Source organism: Paracoccus rhizosphaerae, from assembly GCF_026162645.1.
Lineage (GTDB): Bacteria > Pseudomonadota > Alphaproteobacteria > Rhodobacterales > Rhodobacteraceae > Paracoccus > Paracoccus rhizosphaerae.
In genome coordinates this window covers 133,233-151,170 of sequence record NZ_JAOTBE010000001.1, presented here as the reverse complement: position 1 = coordinate 151,170, position 17,938 = coordinate 133,233, and the positions used below count along the sequence as shown (strand labels likewise).

Annotated in this window: 15 protein-coding genes; 11 read left to right on the top strand and 4 right to left on the bottom strand. The window is 68.8% G+C overall.

The genetic code is table 11. The features are described 5' to 3' along the window. Positions 1-127: 127 nt before the first annotated feature. A complete protein-coding gene (locus OC184_RS00765; RefSeq protein ID WP_265505238.1) occupies positions 128-1,498 on the top strand; it encodes a YcjX family GTP-binding protein in 1,371 nt (456 codons plus the stop codon). After that, a complete protein-coding gene (locus tag OC184_RS00760; protein WP_265505237.1) occupies positions 1,495-2,565 on the top strand; it encodes a YcjF family protein in 1,071 nt (356 codons plus the stop codon). The genes OC184_RS00765 and OC184_RS00760 overlap by 4 nt, the downstream gene beginning before the upstream one ends. A 405-nt stretch (positions 2,566-2,970) precedes the next feature. On the opposite strand, the gene OC184_RS00755 is transcribed toward OC184_RS00760, so the two are convergent. Next, entirely contained in the window at positions 2,971-3,417 is a 447-nt protein-coding gene (locus OC184_RS00755) for a GNAT family N-acetyltransferase (RefSeq protein WP_265505235.1), read from the bottom strand. After that, positions 3,417-4,865, bottom strand: coding sequence for an MORN repeat-containing protein (locus tag OC184_RS00750; RefSeq protein ID WP_265505233.1), 1,449 nt, complete (start codon positions 4,863-4,865; stop codon positions 3,417-3,419). The genes OC184_RS00755 and OC184_RS00750 overlap by 1 nt, the downstream gene beginning before the upstream one ends. Before the next feature lie 121 nt (positions 4,866-4,986). Here OC184_RS00750 and OC184_RS00745 point away from each other — a divergent pair, with 121 nt between their 5' ends. Further along, on the top strand, positions 4,987-6,648 hold the full coding sequence (locus tag OC184_RS00745) for an NAD+ synthase (protein WP_265505232.1): 1,662 nt from the start codon (positions 4,987-4,989) through the stop codon (positions 6,646-6,648). A 277-nt stretch (positions 6,649-6,925) separates the two neighbouring features. On the opposite strand, the gene OC184_RS00740 is transcribed toward OC184_RS00745, so the two are convergent. Further along, complete coding sequence (locus OC184_RS00740) at positions 6,926-8,623, bottom strand: MFS transporter (RefSeq protein ID WP_378926317.1); 1,698 nt, start codon at positions 8,621-8,623, stop codon at positions 6,926-6,928. Between the two features lie 370 nt (positions 8,624-8,993). Here OC184_RS00740 and OC184_RS00735 point away from each other — a divergent pair, with 370 nt between their 5' ends. The 3 genes from OC184_RS00735 (at position 8,994) to OC184_RS00725 (ending at position 11,815) form a co-directional block, all read left to right on the top strand. Then, positions 8,994-9,938, top strand: a complete 945-nt coding sequence (locus OC184_RS00735) for a L,D-transpeptidase (RefSeq protein ID WP_265505230.1) — start codon at positions 8,994-8,996, stop codon at positions 9,936-9,938. A 127-nt stretch (positions 9,939-10,065) separates the two neighbouring features. Then, entirely contained in the window at positions 10,066-10,839 is a 774-nt protein-coding gene (locus tag OC184_RS00730; protein ID WP_265505227.1) for a hypothetical protein, read from the top strand. A 31-nt stretch (positions 10,840-10,870) separates the two neighbouring features. Further along, positions 10,871-11,815 (top strand): lytic transglycosylase domain-containing protein, encoded by a 945-nt coding sequence (locus tag OC184_RS00725; RefSeq protein ID WP_265505226.1) that lies wholly within the window; start codon positions 10,871-10,873, stop codon positions 11,813-11,815. Positions 11,816-11,833: 18 nt separating this feature from the next. On the opposite strand, the gene OC184_RS00720 is transcribed toward OC184_RS00725, so the two are convergent. Continuing rightward, on the bottom strand, positions 11,834-14,035 hold the full coding sequence (locus OC184_RS00720) for a primosomal protein N' (RefSeq protein ID WP_265505224.1): 2,202 nt from the start codon (positions 14,033-14,035) through the stop codon (positions 11,834-11,836). Between the two features lie 106 nt (positions 14,036-14,141). On the opposite strand from OC184_RS00720, the gene fsa reads away from it, so the two are divergent. Genes fsa through OC184_RS00695 form a run of 5 tightly spaced genes read left to right on the top strand, consistent with a single transcriptional unit; the run spans position 14,142 to position 17,900 of the window. Next, on the top strand, positions 14,142-14,795 hold the full coding sequence (gene fsa, locus OC184_RS00715; protein ID WP_265505222.1) for a fructose-6-phosphate aldolase: 654 nt from the start codon (positions 14,142-14,144) through the stop codon (positions 14,793-14,795). Continuing rightward, positions 14,795-15,478, top strand: coding sequence for a DUF484 family protein (locus tag OC184_RS00710; RefSeq protein ID WP_265505221.1), 684 nt, complete (start codon positions 14,795-14,797; stop codon positions 15,476-15,478). Before fsa ends, OC184_RS00710 begins: the two co-directional genes overlap by 1 nt. Beyond that, positions 15,475-16,401: a tyrosine recombinase XerC gene (locus OC184_RS00705; RefSeq protein WP_265505220.1), complete on the top strand. Its 927-nt coding sequence runs from the start codon at positions 15,475-15,477 to the stop codon at positions 16,399-16,401. Before OC184_RS00710 ends, OC184_RS00705 begins: the two co-directional genes overlap by 4 nt. A gap of 54 nt (positions 16,402-16,455) precedes the next feature. Then, positions 16,456-17,031: a peptide-methionine (S)-S-oxide reductase MsrA gene (gene msrA, locus OC184_RS00700; RefSeq protein WP_265505219.1), complete on the top strand. Its 576-nt coding sequence runs from the start codon at positions 16,456-16,458 to the stop codon at positions 17,029-17,031. Beyond that, positions 17,031-17,900 (top strand): 50S ribosomal protein L11 methyltransferase, encoded by an 870-nt coding sequence (locus tag OC184_RS00695; protein WP_265505217.1) that lies wholly within the window; start codon positions 17,031-17,033, stop codon positions 17,898-17,900. The genes msrA and OC184_RS00695 overlap by 1 nt, the downstream gene beginning before the upstream one ends. Positions 17,901-17,938: the final 38 nt, after the last annotated feature.

Below are 17,938 nucleotides of genomic sequence, written 5' to 3'. Positions count from 1 at the left end.
AGCACAATCGGCAATGGCGCCATTGCCACCCGGCCCCACCGGGATTAGCCAATCGGCAGGGGATATCGTCCGAACCATCCGCGCCACCGGGCGTTGGGTGGTGCGGCAGAAACGACAGGGGCGGCGATTGGGCATCCGAAGCGACGTGTTGGAGGGGCTTGGCCTCTCGGATTCGGTGGTCCGGATCGGCGTGACCGGCCTGTCGCGGGCGGGCAAGACGGTGTTCATCACCTCGCTGGTCGCCAACCTGCTGGAACGTGGGCGCATGCAGTCGCTGCGGGCGGCCGCCGACGGTCGGCTCAAGGCGGTCTGGCTTCAGCCGCAGCCCGACGACACGATCCCGCGCTTCGACTTCGAGCGTTACCTGGCCGCGCTGACCGGCCCCGCCCCGCACTGGCCGGACGGGACCCGCCATGTCAGCCAGCTGCGCCTGTCGCTGCGGTTGGAAAGCGGCGGCCTCTTCGGGGGCCTGCGCGGGACGCGGACGCTGCATCTCGACATCGTCGACTATCCCGGCGAATGGCTCTTGGACCTGCGCCTGATGGAGCGTGACTTCGCCCAGTGGTCGGCCGAGGTTCTGGACCGGATCGCCGGCCGACCCGGCGCGGACCGCTTCACCGCCGCGCTGGCGGCCCTGCCGCGAAGCGACGCCTTCACCGAACCCCAGGCGCAGGAACTGGCCGACATCTATACTGTCCATCTGAACGCCGCCCGAGAGGCCGGCTGGTCAGACTGCACCCCCGGCCGCTTCCTCATCCCCGGAGAGCTTGCCGGCTCTCCGGCGCTGACCTTTGCGCCGCTGCCGCCAGACCTGATGGACAGCAAGCTGGGCCGAGAGTTTCGCCGCCGCTTCGACGCCTACAAGTCCCGCGTGGTGCGGCCGTTCTTCCGCGACCATTTCGCCCGGATCGACCGGCAGGTGGTGCTGGTCGACGTGCTGGGCGCCATCCATCAGGGCCCCCAGGCGGTCGAGGACATGCGCCGCGCCATGGCCGACATCCTGTCGGCCTTTCGTCCGGGCCGGGCTGGCTGGCTGGGCCAGCTTCTGGGCAGCCGCAGGGTCGAACGCATCCTGTTCGCCGCGACCAAGGCCGACCACCTGCACCACGTCCAGCACAACCGGCTGACCGCAATCCTGTCATCCATGCTGAGAGAGGCGCGCGACCGCGCCGACTTCCAGGGCGCCCGGACCGAGGCGATGGCCATCGCCGCCCTGCGCGCCACGACCGAGGAGACGATTGCCCAGGGCGACGAGGAACTGCCCGCCGTACGCGGCCGGCTGCTCGATGGGCGGCAGGCGGCCTTCTTCGCGGGGGAACTGCCCGCAGATCCCTCGATGCTGCTGCATCCGGCGCGGCAGGGAGCCGTGGCCTGGCTGGACCAGGACTATGCCGTGATGAACTTCGCCCCCGCCCCCCTGACGACCCGTCCGGGCGACGGCCCGCCCCACATCCGGCTGGACCGCGCGGCCGAGTTCCTGATCGGAGACCGGCTATGAACCAGGATCCGAAGCGCCCCCGCCGTCCGGTGATCCTGGATCTGGACGCCGCCGCAAAGGCCCCGGCCCGCGGCCCCCAGCTTCGCACACCGACAGACGAGGCCCCCAGCCCCGCCGATGCGCCGCCCATCGACACCAGCGACGCCCCCCTGCCCCGCCCGCGCACCATGGAGATGGTGACCAGGCTGGTCGGGCGCGGCCCGTCCCGGCTGACGCGGTTCTTCATCAACAGCGGGATCGCGCTCTTCACCTTTCTGCTGGGGGTGGCGGCGCTCGATTTCATCAACCGGCTGCTGACCAGCTATCCCCTGCTGGGCTGGATCGCTGTGGCGCTGTTTGCCCTCTTCACGCTGTCCTGTCTTGGCCTGGCGCTGCGAGAGTGGTGGGCATGGCGGCGTCTGGGGCGGATCGACCACCTGCAGCGTCAGGCGGGCGCGGCCCTGGCCGATGGCAGCCTGGATCAGGCGCGGGCCGTCACCGACGGGCTGATGGTGCTGTTCGCGCGCCGGGCTGATCTGAAATGGCAGCGCGACCGACTGGCCGAGAGGCGCGCCGAGCCGCTGGACGCGCACTCCCTGCTGACGATGGCCGAATCCGAGTTGCTGTCCGGCCTGGACCAGCAGGCCCGGCGCGAGATCGAGGCCGCGGCCCGCACCGTCGCCGCGACAACAGCGCTGGTGCCGCTGGCCTTCGCCGACGTGGCGGCGGCGCTGGCAGCGAACCTGCGGATGATCCGCCGCATGGCCGAGATCTATGGCGGCCGCGCCGGGGCCGTGGGCGGCTGGCGGCTGGCCCGAACGGTGATGACCCACCTGATCGCCACCGGCGCGGTCGCGGCGGGCGACGACCTGGTCCACACGATGGCCGGCGGCGGCATCCTGTCCAAATTGTCGCGCCGCTTCGGCGAAGGCCTGGTCAACGGCGCCCTGACGGCCCGCGTCGGCATCGCCGCGATGGAGGTTTGCCGCCCGCTGCCCTTCCTGTCCCAGCCCCGCCCCAAGGTCGGCAACCTGATCGGCCGCGCGGTGACAGGTCTTTTCGACGACGACGAACGGCGGAGTTCCTGAATGGAGACCATCGGTTCAGCCGCGCTGGCGGTCGTGCTGGTGTCGATGCCCGTATAGCAGGTGCTTGTCATCCTGCTGTTCGATACGTTCGGGGCCCTGCCCAGCAATCCAGAACCCCAGAACTTGTCGCCATTGTTCCGGGGCCGCTGTGGACGGCTGTTGGCGTGGTCTGCCGAAAATATCGCGGTCATCTGATCGTGCTGTCCGTCCATGCTCTGGCGGCGGCGGACTGAAGCCGGTCCGGACACTGCCGCCGGACAGGCGTGAGACGTGGCGGCAATCCGTGCCATGCCCGCGCCGCCCGCCGTTCCGACTATCAAGGCGCGCCTACACCGAATGCGACGCAGGGTGATGGTCAAACCTGCAGAACCACGGAAACCGGCTGCCGGTGCTTGTTGTTGGATCTTAGTCCAAAGGCAGCTTGTACCCCAGGTGCGACGCCTTGAAGCCCAGGCTGTCGTAGAACCGGTGGGCGTCGGTGCGGGAGCGGTCGGTGGTCAGCTGGACTAGCGCGCAGCCCTCGGCCCGGCAGCGGTCGATGGCCCAGAGGATCATCTGCCGCCCCAGGCCCCCGCCGCGATGGTCGCGATGGACGCGGACGCCCTCGATCTGGCCACGACGTGCGCCGCGCCGCGACAGGCCCGCGATGAAGGTCAGCTGCATCGTGCCGATGACCCGACCCTCCTCCTCCAGAACGCAGAGAAACTGGTTGGGATCGGCGTCGATCGCGGCGAAGGCCTGGCGATAAGGCGCAATATCATTGGTTTCTCGCGCGGCTCCCAGGGCATCGTCCGCCAGCATGGCGACGATGCCGGGCAGGTCGTCGGCAGTGGCGCGGCGGAAGGTGGGCATCAGGGGGTCGCCCCGCTTTCGCCGGGCAGGTCAGGCGCCTCGGCGGGCTGCGCATCCGCGGGAGCCTCGTCAGCATCGACAAGGCGGTTGTCCTCCCACTCGCCAGAGGCGACCTGGCCGGTGGCATATTGCATGACGCCCTGTCCCTGGCGTTTGCCGGCGGTGAAGTTCCCCTCATAGCGGTCGCCGTTGGCATAGGTCGCGACGCCTGCGCCGTCGATCTCTCCGCCCTTCCAGCCGCCTTCATAGACGAAGCCGTCCGGCGTGGTCAGCCGCCCCTGGCCCTCGCGCAACCCGTTCACGAAGCTGCCGGTATAGACCGTGCCGTCGGGATAGGTCGCCTGCCCCTCGCCGTGGCGCTGTCCATCCTTCCAGGCGCCGGAATAGACATAGCCGTCGGGATAGGACATCCGCCCCTGGCCTTCGTTGCGCGCGTTCCGGAAGCTGCCTTCATAGACCATGCCATTGGCATAGGTGGCGCGGCCATCGCCCTCGATCACCCCCTCGGACCACTGGCCGTCATAGGTCGAGCCGTCGGCATAGGTGATCTTCCCGGTCCCGTGCGGGCGGTCGGCGCGCATCTGGCCCAGATAGACCGCCCCGTCGGGGTAGGTAATCTGGCCACGCCCCTGCATCCGCCCCTCGGCCCATTCGCCGACATAGACATAGCCGTCGGCACCGGTGAAGGTGCCCTGCCCGTGGCGGCGGTCGTCGGCGAATTCGCCGTCATACACATCGCCGTTGGCATAGGTGGCGACGCCCTTGCCCTGACGCCGGCCGCCTTCCATCTCGCCCTCGTAGCGGTCGCCGGTGGGCTGGACCAGAACACCGCTGCCCGACATCTGGCCGGCGGCCCAGATCCCGTCATAGGTCAGCCCGTCGGCCATCACCAGCTTGCCCTGCCCGGCCCGCTGGCCGGCCAGCATCCCGCCTTCGTAGGTCGCGCCGTCGGGATAGGTGATCCGGCCCTGCCCCTCCTTGACGCCGGCCTTCCAGTCGCCTTCGTAGCGATAGCCGTTCGACTGGGTCAGAACGCCCGTGCCGTCATGCAGGCCCTTGACGAACTGGCCTTCGTAAACGGACCCGTTGGCATAGCGCGCGATGCCCTGACCGGTGATCTCGCCCTCGACCCACTCGCCCTCGTAGGTGCCGCCATCGGCATAGGTGATCTTGCCAAGCCCGTCCGGCTTGCCGCGGACGAACTGGCCTTCGTAGACGGATCCGTTCGGGAACTCGGCCCGGCCCTGGCCCATGATCTGGCCCTCGACCCAGTCGCCCTCATAGCGATAGCCGCTTGGCAGTTCATAGCTGCCGCGCCCGTGCTGCACGCCGTTGCGGAACGTGCCCTCATAGACGCCGCCGTCATCGTACTGCTTCGTGACGACCTGGCCCGCCGCAGCGCCTGCCAGAACCGCCAGAACCATCGCCGTGCCGAGTGCCGCTTTCATCCGCCTGTGCCCTTGCCCGTGTTTGCGGCAGCTTTAGCCCAGCAGGCGCCCGCGCGCAAAGCCTGACTTTTCCTCTGGGTCACGATCCTCTATCCGGTCGGACGATCGAAAGGGGACCGACATGACAGACCGCTTCCGCCTGACCATCGGCCAGTTGAACGCGACCGTGGGCGACCTGGCGGGCAACGCCGCAAAAGCGCGGGACGCTTGGGAACAGGCGCGCGATGCGGGCGCCGACATGCTGGCTCTGCCAGAGATGTTCATCACCGGATACCAGACGCAGGACCTTGTGCTGAAGCCCGCCTTCACCGACCAGGCCATGGCGGCCCTCATGCAACTGGGCGCGACGCTGGCCGACGGCCCCGCCATCGGCATCGGCGGGCCGTGGCGTGACGAGGGCGGCAAGCTCTACAATGCGTGGTGGGTCTTCAGCCGCGGCACCCTGGTCGCGCGGGTGCTAAAGCACCACCTGCCCTACCAGCAGCTGTTCGATGAGCTGCGCCTGTTTCATTCGGGTCCGATCAGCGGCCCCTATCCCGTCGCCGGCGCCCGCATCGGCAGCCCGATCTGCGAGGACGGCTGGTATCCCGACGTGGCGGAGACGCTGGCTGAAACCGGCGCCGAGATCCTGATCGTTCCCAACGGCAGCCCCTATCACCGCGAAAAGCTGGACCTGCGCATGGGCCACATGGTCGGGCGTGTCGTCGAAACCGGCCTGCCGCTGGTCTATGTGAACCTGGTGGGCGGGCAGGACGACCAGATCTATGACGGGGCCAGCTTCGTCCTGAACCCCGGTGGCAGGAAGGTCGTGCAGCTTCCTGCCTTTCAGGAAGCCGTCGCACATGTCGACTTCACCCGCTCGGCGGACGGCTGGCTGGCCGAGCCAGGCCCGATGGCGCCCCAGCCCGATGCATGGGAACAGGATTACTTCGCCATGATGCTGGGCCTGCGCGACTATCTGCGCAAGTCGGGCTTCTCGAAGGTCGTCCTGGGCATGTCGGGCGGCATCGACAGCGCGCTGGTGGCGACCATCGCCGCAGACGCGGTCGGCCCGCAGAACGTCCGCTGCGTGATGCTGCCCTCCGAGTACACGTCGCAGGCCAGCCTCGATGACGCCGCCGACTGCGCCACCCGGCTGGGCGCGCGCCTCGACACCGTGCACATCGAAGGCGCCCGCGACGCGGTCGAGGACGCACTGGCGCATCTGATGGAGGGGACCAGCCCCGACATCACCGAGGAGAACATCCAGTCCCGTCTTCGCGGCGTGATGCTGATGGCGATCTCGAACAAGTTCAACGAGATGCTGCTGACCACCGGCAACAAGTCCGAGGTGGGCGTCGGCTACGCCACGATCTACGGTGACATGGCCGGCGGCTATAACCCGATCAAGGACCTCTACAAGACGCGGGTCTTCGAAACCTGCCGCTGGCGGAACGCGAACCACCGCGACTGGATGCTGGGGCGCGCCGGAGAGGTGATCCCGCCGCAGATCATCACCAAACCGCCCTCGGCCGAACTGCGCCCCGACCAGAAGGACGAGGATTCGCTGCCGCCCTACGAGGTGCTGGACGCGATTCTCGACGGCCTGGTCGAGAAGGATCTGTCGCTGGCCGAACTGGTGGCGCAGGGCTTCGACGCAGAGACGGTCCGGCAGGTCGAAAGGTTGCTCTACATCAGCGAATGGAAGCGGTATCAGGCCGCCCCCGGACCCCGGATATCGACGCGCGCATTCTGGCTGGACCGGCGCTACCCGCTGGTGAACCGCTGGCGAGACGAACCTTGAGCGGGCGGATGGGGGCTCTGCCCCCGTCCTGCGGACTCCCCCGGGATACTTGACGACCAAAGCAGGAAGAGAATACCCTGCCTGCCGGGGATCGCTCCAGCGTCAGACAGGGCGCCTGCTTCGGCCACGGTCATCGGCGTCCCCGCCTGTACCGTAGAATGCTTATACCCGAAGATGATTAATCGAAGGCTAAAGCTCCTGCTTTGGTCTTGAAGTATCCCCGGGGGTCCGGGGGCAGACAGCCCCCGGCGCCTCCGGACAAAAACTGCCGGTCCGGTCAGGGAATCTCGATCTTCCCGACCAGCGGCATGTCGTCCTGGGGGCCGACGTTGTGGCGCTCTATCATCCGGTGGACCAGCGGGTCGCCCTCGCCCTGGTGGAGATTGCGGAGAGCGACCGTCACCTCGGCGTCTGTTCGCGTCCGGCGCAGGTTGTGGCGGACATACTCGTCCCAAGTGGCGATATGATAACTCTCGCTCCACAGGTCCGGATGTTCCAAGTCGCGCAGAAGGGCCCAGTTGCGCGCGCCATCACGGCGTCGGATGATCCTGCGCCGGCGCATCAGGCGCAGGAATTCGGGGACGTCCTTCTGGTCGATGCGATAGTCGACCATCACCATGATCGGCCCCGACCGGCCCTTCAGGTCCAGACGCAGCGGAGGCTCGCGGAAGCGGTTCACCGGCTCCAGGTCAAGCGTGCCGAACTCGGGCGCGCGCAGCCAGAACCCAAGAACTGCACCCAAAATCAGCAGAAGACCCGCCGCAGTCAGCGCCATGTCAAGCCCCTGGGCCCCGGCGATGGCGCCCCAGGCCCAGGCGCCGGCGGCCATGCCGCCGAACGTCGCCGTCTGATAGAACGCCAGCGCCCGCGCCACGACCCAGCGGGGCGTGGACAGCTGCACCGTCACGTTGAACAGCGACAGCGCAAGCACCCAGGCCGCCCCGGCCGGCAGCATGGCCAGCGCGTGCAGCCAGACGGATTCGGTCTGTCCCAGCACCAGCGCCGCGACGGCGAAGCCGGCAAAGGCCATGCGGACAACATGTTCGTTGTCCATGCGCGCCCGGATGCGCGGATTCAGCAGCGCGCCCGCAATGGCGCCAATCCCATAGCAGCCCAGCAGGCCGCCGAACAGCAGGGACCCGCCCTCGGGGTGGCTCTTGGCGACCAGCGGCAGCAGCGCCAGCACCGAGATCGCCGCAAATCCGAACAGCGCCCCGCGCAGCATGACCCGCATCAGGTTCGGCGACAGCACCACATAGCGCAGTCCCGCGCCCATCGCGGCCAGGAACGGCTCGGGCGTGGTGACGCGGGGGGCCAGGTTCGGCTTCCACCGCAGCATGGCGCCGACCAGCGGCAGATAGGACACCGCGTTGACCGCGAATGCGGCCGCCGCCCCCAGGGTCGCCACGATCAGGCCGCCCGCGGCGGGACCGACACTGCGCATCAGGTTGAAGCCGACCGAGTTCAGGCTGACGGCCGCGGGAAGATCCTGTCGTGCGACCAGATCGCCCATGCTGGCCTGCCAGGGGGGGTTGTACACGGCCTGCCCCGCGCCCAGCAGGAAGGTAAAGGCCAGAAGCAGCCACGGTGTCAGCGCGCCCGACCAGGCGACCACAGCCAGAGCCACCGACACGACGCTCATGAAGATCAGTGCCGCGGTCAGCAGCGACTTGCGGTCGAAGATGTCCGCCAGCGCGCCCGAGGCGATCGCCAGCAGCATGACCGGCAGCGTGTTCGAGGCCTGCACCAGTGCGATCAGCGTCGCGCTGTCGGTCAGCTGCGTCATCAGCCAGGCCGCGCCCACCGCCTGCACAAGCCCGCCGAAGTTCGAGACCAGCGTCGCGCCCCACAGCAGGCGGAAGTCGCGATAGCGGAAGGGGGCAAGCGCGCCGCCGGTCCTGTCGGGGCTGGGCGTGCTGGGATCGGTCAAGCTCTTCACGTCGGGCCTTCTTGGGATCGCCGGGTGGTCCGGCATTGGACACAGGCTAGGCCGTGGACGTCCTGCGGGCAATCGCGCAGGGTTGCGCGGCTGCGCCGAATCGGCAACAGTTGCCGAAGATCGTGCCGGGGTGCACGACGCGGGGATGAAACCGGATCACACGCCAAGTTGTTCCCCTGATGCGCAAAGTTGAACAGGCTGACGCTGCAGCGCCACATGGGTCGTAAACAATTGCGCCAGGGATCACCCGAACCCTGGCGGCGGGGTTGACGCGGCTTGGCACTGGGCCTCATGGAACGATGTGCGAATCGCGACGCGGGTCCGGCCCGTCCGGCGATGGAATCAAACTGCTGCCTCGTGTCCGCCTCTGCCGGTGGATCCGACGATGAACAAGGAATGTGCAACGATGCGCCTCGCTTTTATCTTCGCGGCGCTGGCCCTTGGGCTGGCGGCCTGTGGTCCCAGCCAGGAAACCGCCGCCCCTGCACCGCAGGGGCCGGTGGAGGTTCCCGACATCTACAAGGCCCGCGTCGATAAGGGTCCGAATGGACAGCCGATCCCGATCCAGGCGGTGCGCCCGGCCTATCTGACCGATCGCAACACCCGCCAGCTGGTCCCCTACAACGGGTCCGAAGCGCCGGGCACGATCGTCGTCGATCCCTATGCGCGTGTTCTCTATCACGTCCAGCCGGGCGGGCAGGCAATGCGCTATGGCGTGGCGGTCGGGCGCGCCGGCAAGGGCTTCGAGGGGCGCGCGACCATCGCGCGCAAGGCCGCGTGGCCCAGCTGGCGCCCGACCGACAACATGCTGCAGACCGAGCCCGAGCTCTATGGCCAGTTTGCCGGTGGCCTCGAGGGTGGTCCGCAGAATCCGCTGGGGTCGCGGGCGCTCTATCTCTATCAGGGCGGCACGGACACCTATTACCGCATCCACGGCACGCTTGACCCCTCGTCGATCGGCAAGGCCACCTCGGCCGGTTGCATCCGCCTGTTCAACCAGGACATCATCGACCTGTTCGAGAACGTGCCGACCGGAACCGAGGTGCTGGTCCGGTCCGAGGCGCTGAGCCTGCAGATGGAAGGCCCGATGGTCGAAACGCCCGAGGGTTACGTCGTCCCGGCGTCGCAGGCCGCGCCGACCGCCGATGTCGTGGCTGTCAGCGGATCGCCCGTCGAATCCGCGGTTCCCGCCACTGCGCAGGTGCAGACGCAGCCGGTCATGGACCCCTATGCCGCGATGTCCGCCTCGCAGGTCGCCGCCCCGGTCGAGCCGGCGGTGGTGACCGATCCTTTCGCGACGGCCGACGCAGGCTGGGTCTCGCCTGTGGAAAGCGCGGTTCCCGCCCGCTGATTCCGGCGCCCCTGCGGAAAGAACACCCCGGCCCCGCGCATCGCGTCGGCGCCTTTCCAATTGCAATGCCGTGCCTTCGGCGGCAAAGTCGGCGCGCAACGCCATCTCTGCACCAAGGGACCCTTTCATGCCGAACTACGCCAAGCGCGAACAGGAACTGTTGAGCGACGATCAGAGCGAACTGATCGGGCGCAGCCGGCAACCGGCCCTTGCGCAGATGGCCGAGGCCGAGCTTCACGACCTTGCATCCCGCCTGCGCGGGTGGCGCGACGAGGCCGTCGCCGCCGACAAGGACGAGGAGGCAGGGATCATGCGCGCCGCCCTGCGCCGCCTGGATGCCGAACGTCACAAGCGCGGGCTTCCGGCGCAGCCCGCGGCAGCCGCGAAGGCTCCGGCCAAGCCGGCCTCGGCCAAGCGCAAGCCGGCGACGCAGACGCGCAAGCCCGCCGGACGCAAGCCCGCCGAAGCCCGCAAGACCGATCTGCGGACCGAACCCCATCGTGTCCCCAAGCGCCCCGCCCCGCCGGCCGAGGAGGCCACGGCCGAGGTCCTCGTGGCAGCGGCGCCCGCCCAGGTGCCCGCGAATGACAAGGCCGAAAAACAGGCGGCCCGCCGGGCCGAAAAGCAGGCCGCGAAAGCCGCCGAGAAGGAGGCCGCGAAGGCCGAACGCAAGGCCGCCCGCAAGGCCGAGAAGGACGCCCTGAAGGCTGCGGAGAAAGCGCGCAAGACCGCCGAGAAGGAGGCTGCCAAGGCCGAGCGCAAGGCCGCCCGCAAGGCCGAGAAGAACGCCCTGAAGCAGGCCGCCAAGTCCGCCGACGATGCAGCGCTCGAGGTGAAGTCCGCCAAGCCCAAGGCCGCGAAGTCCGGCAAGAAGTCCGGCAGTGGCAAGAAGAACAAGTAGGTTTACACTGGCACGGCAACGGACAGGACGGATGACCAGGGCATGGCGGGCCGCGACCCGCCTCGGCGCTGCTGTGGTGCTGTGCCTGGCCGGGCTGCAGCCGGCCTTGGCGCGTCCCGCCGTCGATGCCGTGCATGGCCGGCCCGCGCCTCGCGTCTCCGAGGATTACCGCTGCAGCGACGACGGCCGCGACTGCATCGCCAAGGCCACCTATGCCTCGGACGTCTGCAAGCTGATCGAGAGGAACGCCTCTGAACAAGGGCTCGACCCTGCGTTTCTTGCGCGGCTGCTGTGGAAGGAAAGCCGGTTCGAACCTTCGGCCATCAGCCCGGCTGGCGCCATCGGCATCGCCCAGTTCATGCCGGGCACGGCCGAGCTCTATTGGCTGGACGATCCGTTCAATCCGGCGCAGGCGATCCGCAAGGCGGCCTGGTATCTGGCGCAGTTGAGCGAGCGTTTCGGCAATATCGGCCTGGCCGCAGTTGCCTATAACGGTGGGGAAAACCGCGCGGCCCGCTTCGTCGCCCAGCAGACGACCCTGCCCTTCGAGACGGTCGATTACGTCGAGTCGATCACCGGCTTCAGCGCCCATCGCTGGCGCGACAACCCGCCGGCGCCCTCCGATCTGCGGCTGGCGCTGGCCGCCGACATGGCCTTCCGCCCTGCCTGCGAGAAGATGGCCGGCGACCGCAGCCTACGAGAGTTCCAGACCCAGCCGCCCGTCATGCCTTGGGGCGTGATCGTCGCCAGTCATCCCAGCCAGGCCGGTGCCGCCCAGCAGGTGGCGCGGCTGAACCGCACGCTCCGCCCGATCCTCGATGGCGGCGCGAGGGTCGGCTATGTCCGCAAGCGCATGAACGGCATGCCGAAGGCCGTCTATACGGCGCAGGTCGGGTACAGTTCGCGAAGCGAGGCGGCACGGTTCTGCACCCGGTTTAAGTCACTGGGCGGGCGCTGCATCGTGCTGAAGAACTGACGACCGCTTGCCTCGCGGTCAGAGGAAACTCTGCGGATCGATATCGACCGACAGGCGCATGTTCGTGGGCAACTTCACAGGTGCCAGCCAATCGGCGATGGCCGATTGCAGCGGCGCCTGACGGGGCGCGCGGATCAGCATCCGCATCCGGTGTCGCCCCCGGACCCGCGCGATGGGCGCGGGCGCTGGCCCCCACAGCTCGGCCCCGACCTCGGCCAGCGGCATTGCCTGCGCGGCCAGATGGCGTGCGAAATCGCTGACCGCGCCCAGATCCGGGTGCGACAGGATGATCCCGGCCAACCGGCCGAAGGGCGGCATCCCGGCGGCCTGCCGGCCTGCCGCCTCGGCGTCCCAGAACTGTTCGTCCTGACCTGACAGGATCGCCCGGATCACCGCATGGTCGGGCTGGTGCGTCTGCAACAGCGCCACCCCCGGCGCAGCGCCGGACTGCCGACCGGCACGCCCCGCCACCTGCCGCATCAGCTGAAAACTGCGTTCCGCCGCGCGCAGGTCGGCGCCCTGCAAGCCCAGGTCCGCGTCGACCACGCCTACCAATGTCAGGCGCGGGAAGTTGTGGCCCTTGGCGACGATCTGGGTGCCGATGATGATGTCGGTGTCGCCCTCGGCGATCTGGGCGATGGTCTCCTTCAGAGCGCGGGCCGAGTGGAATAGGTCCGATGACAGGACCGTCGCCTTGGCGTCTGGGAAGCGGGCCGCGACCTCCTCGGCGATGCGTTCCACGCCGGGGCCGATGGGGGCCAGCTTGCCTTCCACGCCGCAGGACGGGCAGGCCTGCGGGATGGGCCGCGTCTCGCCGCATTGGTGGCAGACCAGGCGGTTCTGGAAGCGGTGTTCGACCATCCGCGCGTCGCATTGGTGGCAGCCGATCTGTTCGCCGCAGGCGCGGCAGACCGTTACCGGCGCGAATCCGCGCCGGTTGAGGAAGATCAGCGACTGTTCCCCCTTCTGCAGCCGCGCCGTCACCGCCTGCGCCAGCGTGGGCGATATCCAGCGCCCTGCCTCCATCGCCTCGGCCCGCAGGTCGATGGCGGCCATCTGCGGCAGCTCCGCCTCTCCATAGCGCGACCGCAGGTCCAGCCGGGTGTATTTACCCGCCGCCGCGTTCACCCAGCTTTCCAAGGACGGCGTGGCCGAGGCCAGCACAACCTGTGCCTGGCCAATGGACGCGCGCAGCACCGCCATGTCGCGGGCACTGTAATAGACGACGTCTTCCTGCTTATAGCTGCTGTCATGCTCCTCATCGACGACGATCAGGCCAAGGTCGCGGAAGGGCAGGAACAGCGCCGACCGCGCGCCGACGACCAGGCCGACCTCTCCGCGGCCCGCCATGTGCCACAGGCGCCGACGCTCGGTGCGGGTGATGCCGCTGTGCCATTCACCGGGACGCGCGCCGAAGCGGGCCTCGACCCGGTCCAGGAACTCGGCCGACAGCGCGATCTCGGGCAGAAGGACCAGCGCCTGCCGCCCCTGCGCCAGGCATTCGGCCACGGCCTCCAGATAGACCTCGGTCTTGCCGGACCCGGTGACGCCGCGCAGCAGGGTCGTGCCATAGCTGCCGCCCCGGATCGCGCCGCGCAGCCTGTCGGCGGCCGCCTGCTGATCGGCGGCCAGCGGCTTGCCGGGCAGCGCCGGGTCAAGTCGCGGATAGGGCTGGTCGCGCGGCGCCTCGATCTCGGCCAGCGCACCCTGGGCCACGAGGCCCTTGACGACCGACGTCCCGACCCCCGCCAGCTGCGCCAGCTCGGACGCGGCGAAGCTGGCGCCGCCGTGTTCGGCCACGACCTGCAGGACGCGGGCGCGGGCCTCGGTCTGGCGGCTGACCTCGCCCGATCCGGGCACGACGATGCGGCGCGCGGCGGGCGGCTGGTCGATGTCGGGCGCCCGCGTCGCCATGCGCAGCATCAGGGGCAGCGGCGTCAGTGTGTAGTCGGCGGCGCGCGTGAGGAAATCCAGAAAGCCGGGGCTGAAGGGTTCGGCGTCCAGGATCCGCGCGACGGGGCGCAGCTTGGCCAGGTCGAAATCGCCGGTCCCTTCGCCCCAGACCAGCCCCAGCACCCGGCGCGGACCCAGTGGCACCAGCACCAGTTGGCCCTGCCTGACGCCGCCCTCGGGCGCCAGGTAATCCAGCACACCTACGGGTTCGCAGGTCAGCACCGCGATGCGGTCACGGGGGGCGAAAAAGGCGGGGACGCGGTTCATCGCCCACGATAAAGACGGCCCCGCCGCCGGTTGCAAGCCCCCTGCCCCTTCCCGCGCGAAGACGTCTGCAGTATGACGGGTCCGAACCGCACCAGAGGAGCCGGCCATGAAATTCTTCGTCGATACCGCCGATGTCGCCGCCATCAAGGAACTGAACGATCACGGGATGGTGGACGGCGTCACGACCAACCCGTCGCTGATCCTCAAGTCCGGCCGCGACATCGCCGAGGTCACGCGAGAGATCTGCGAACTGGTCGAAGGGCCCGTCTCGGCCGAGGTCGTGTCGCCAACCGCGGACGAGATGATCCGCGAGGGCCGCCACCTGGCCAAGATCGCCGACAACATCACCGTCAAGGTGCCGCTGACCTGGGACGGCCTCAAGGCCTGCCGGGTGCTGTCGGACGAAGGCCGCATGGTCAACGTGACGCTGTGCTTCAGCGCGGCGCAGGCGATCCTGGCCGCCAAGGCTGGCGCGACCTTCATCAGCCCCTTCATCGGCCGGCTGGACGACATCCACCTGGACGGCATGGACCTGATCGCCGACATCCGTGAGATTTATGACAACTACGGCTACAAGACCCAGATCCTGGCCGCATCGATCCGCAGCGTGAACCACATTGTCGAGGCCGCCAAGATCGGCGCCGACGTGATCACCTCGCCCCCCTCGGTCATCAAGTCGATGGTCAGCCACCCGCTGACCGACAAGGGCCTGGCCCAGTTCGACGCCGACTGGAAGGCGACCGGCCAGAAGATCGGCTGATGTCGGACACGGGTCTTGATCCGGTGATGCGGGAACGGCTGCTGGCCGATCCCGCCGCGATCCTTGGCGACCGCGACCTGATGCGCGCCCTGGTCAGCGCCCGAGAGGAGGAACTGGGCGCGAATGTCATCGACATCCGAGGCCGCGCGATGGAGGCGCTGGAACACCGCCTCGACCGGCTGGAGGCGACTCACGAAAGCGTCATCGCTGCCGCCTTCGACAACCAGTCGGGCGTGGCGATGGTGCATCGCGCGGTGCTGGGACTGCTGGAATCGGTCGACCTGGCCGAGTTCGTGGCCAGCCTGCAATCCGACATCGCACCCCTTCTGCGGATCGAGACGCTGCGTCTGATCGTCGAGGAGGCGCCGCCGCTGAGCCTGCCCGAAGACGTCATCGTCGCCCCCGAGGGTCTGATCGAACGCATCGTCGCCGCCGGGCGGCGGGCCCCGCGCGGCACAGACATCGTCCTGCGCCCCGCGATGGTCGTCACGCGCCCGCTGCATGGCCGGTCGGTCGGGTCGGAAGCGCTGCTGCCGCTGGACCTGGGCGGCGGGCGGCCCCGCGCCCTGCTGCTGATGGGCAGCGTCGAGGCGACGCGGTTCATGCCCGCCCACGGCACCGACCTGCTGCGGTTCTTCGCGCAGGTCTTCCGGCTTATCCTGCTAGAGCGGCTGCGGGGATGAGCCACCATCTGGCCCTCGCCCCGGCCACCAGCGATGCGCTGGCCCGCTGGCTGGAGACCGAGGCCGCCACCCGCGATCTGTCGGCGCATACCGTCACCGCCTATCGCGCGGACCTGATCGCCTTCCTGCACTTTCTGGGCGCCCATTGGGGTCAGCCCGTGGCGCCCAAGGCGCTGTCGGCGCTGACGCAGTCGGACATGCGCGCCTTTGCCGCCGTCGAACGCGGACGGGGTCTCGGCGCGCGCTCCCTGGCGCGGCGGCAGTCGGCAGTCAGGTCCTTTCTGCGCTGGATTTCGGATCGCGAGGAGTTCGACCTGTCGGCGGCGCTGTCGGCGCGCAGCCCGCGCTATGCCCGGTCGCTGCCCCGCCCGCTGACGCCCGCACAGGCGCAGGATGCGCTGGCGCAGGTGGCGCTGCACGACACGCCCTGGATAGCGGCGCGTGACATGGCGGTGCTGACGCTGCTTTGGGGGTGCGGGTTGCGCATCTCCGAGGCGCTTGGACTGGACGGCCGCGACTGGCCCTTCCCCGAGGCGCTGACCATCCGTGGCAAGGGCGGCCGCGAACGTCAGGTGCCGGTCCTGCCGGTAGCTCGCGCCGCGGTCGAGGATTACCTGCGCCAGTCGCCTTGGGGCATCGCCGCCGATGCGGCCCTGTTCCGCGGCGTCCGCGGCGGCCGGCTGGACCCTGGGGCAATTTCGGGTGCCATGCGCAAGGCGCGCGCCGCGCTTGGCCTGCCGGCCAGTGCCACGCCGCATGCCATGCGCCACAGCTTTGCCACGCATTTGCTGGCCGCGGGCGGCGATCTGCGCACCATCCAGGAGCTGCTGGGCCATGCCAGCCTGTCGACGACCCAGGTCTATACCGGGGTGGATGACGCGCGGCTGATGGCCGTCTATCGTGCCGCCCATCCGCGCGGGTGAACCACGCCCATTCCTGCCGCGTTCCAACGGCGACGCATTGAACGAGAGGGTCCGATGACCGATCACGCCATCTTCCACCGCCCCCTGGGTGCCAACCCGCCCGCCGGCTATGACCAGGCAATCTTCGGCATGGGCTGCTATTGGGGGGTCGAGCGGCTGTTCTGGCAGCAGAACGGCATCTGGCTCACCGAGGTCGGCTTTGCGGGGGGCGAGACGCAGAACCCCACCTATGATCAGGTCAAGCGCGGCGACACCGGCCATGCCGAGGTCGTGCGCGTCATCTATGACAGCTCGCTGATCAGCTATGACCACCTGCTGCAGCTGTTCTGGGAAAACCACGACCCGACGCAGGGCGACCGGCAGGGCAACGACGTGGGGTCGCAGTACCGCAGCCTGATCATGACCTTCACCGACATGCAGGAATCCGCGGCCGAGGCGTCGAAGATCGACTATGACAACCGTTTGGCCGTCCAGGGCTATGGTCACATCACAACGCAGATCCTGCCCGCCGGCCCCTTCTGGCCCGCGCACGAGGCGCACCAGCAGTACCTGGAAAAGAACCCCGACGGTTATTGCGGCCTCAAAGGCACCGGGGTAGAGGCCTCCATGCCCAATCCGGACCCGATCTGATGCCCACGTACACCGCCCTGACCCATGTCCAAGGCCGCGAGGCCGCCGAAGCCCTGTCAGAGGCCTGCGAGGATCTGACCCCCGAACCCGTCGGCACCGGCACCTTCGAGATCGAGGACGGGTCGGAACGGTGGGAGGTCGGCGTCTATTTCACCGAATCCCCCGACGAGATCGCGCTGGCGCTGCTGGCCGCCGCGCATGGGGCGCAGCCCTTCGTCGTCTCGGAACTGCCCGAGGTGGACTGGGTCGCGCATGTGCGGCGCGAACTGACGCCGGTCAGGGCCGGCCGCTTCTATGTCTATGGCAGCCATGACGCCGACACCGTCCCGGAGGGGGCCGAGGGGCTGTGCATCGACGCCGCGATGGCGTTCGGGACCGGCCATCACAACACGACCAAGGGCTGCCTCGAGGCGCTGGACCGGCTGGCGTCTGACGGCTTCCAGGCCGGCCGCATCGCCGATATCGGCTGCGGCACGGCCGTGCTTGCGATGGCGGCCGCGCGGCTGTGGCACGTCACGGTTCTGGCCAGCGACATCGACCGAATTGCGGTCGACACGGCCGCCGCGAATGTCATCGCCAACGGCCTGTCCGGCCGCGTCGAGTGCATCGAGGCGGCGGGCTTCGACCATCCCGTGCTGGAGGAAGCCGCGCCCTATGACCTCGTGGTGGCCAACATCCTCAAGCAACCGCTGATCGACCTGACGGGCGAGATGGTGCGCTATATGGCCAGCGGTGGCAAGATCATCCTGTCGGGCATCCTGACCACCCAGGCCGACGAGGTGGTCGGGGCCTATCGCGCGGCCGGCTTCGGGCTGGATCGCCGCGACGACCTGGGCGACTGGTCGACACTGGTGATGACGCGAGACTGACGCGCAGCCGGGCATGAAAAAACCCCCGCGAGCGCTTC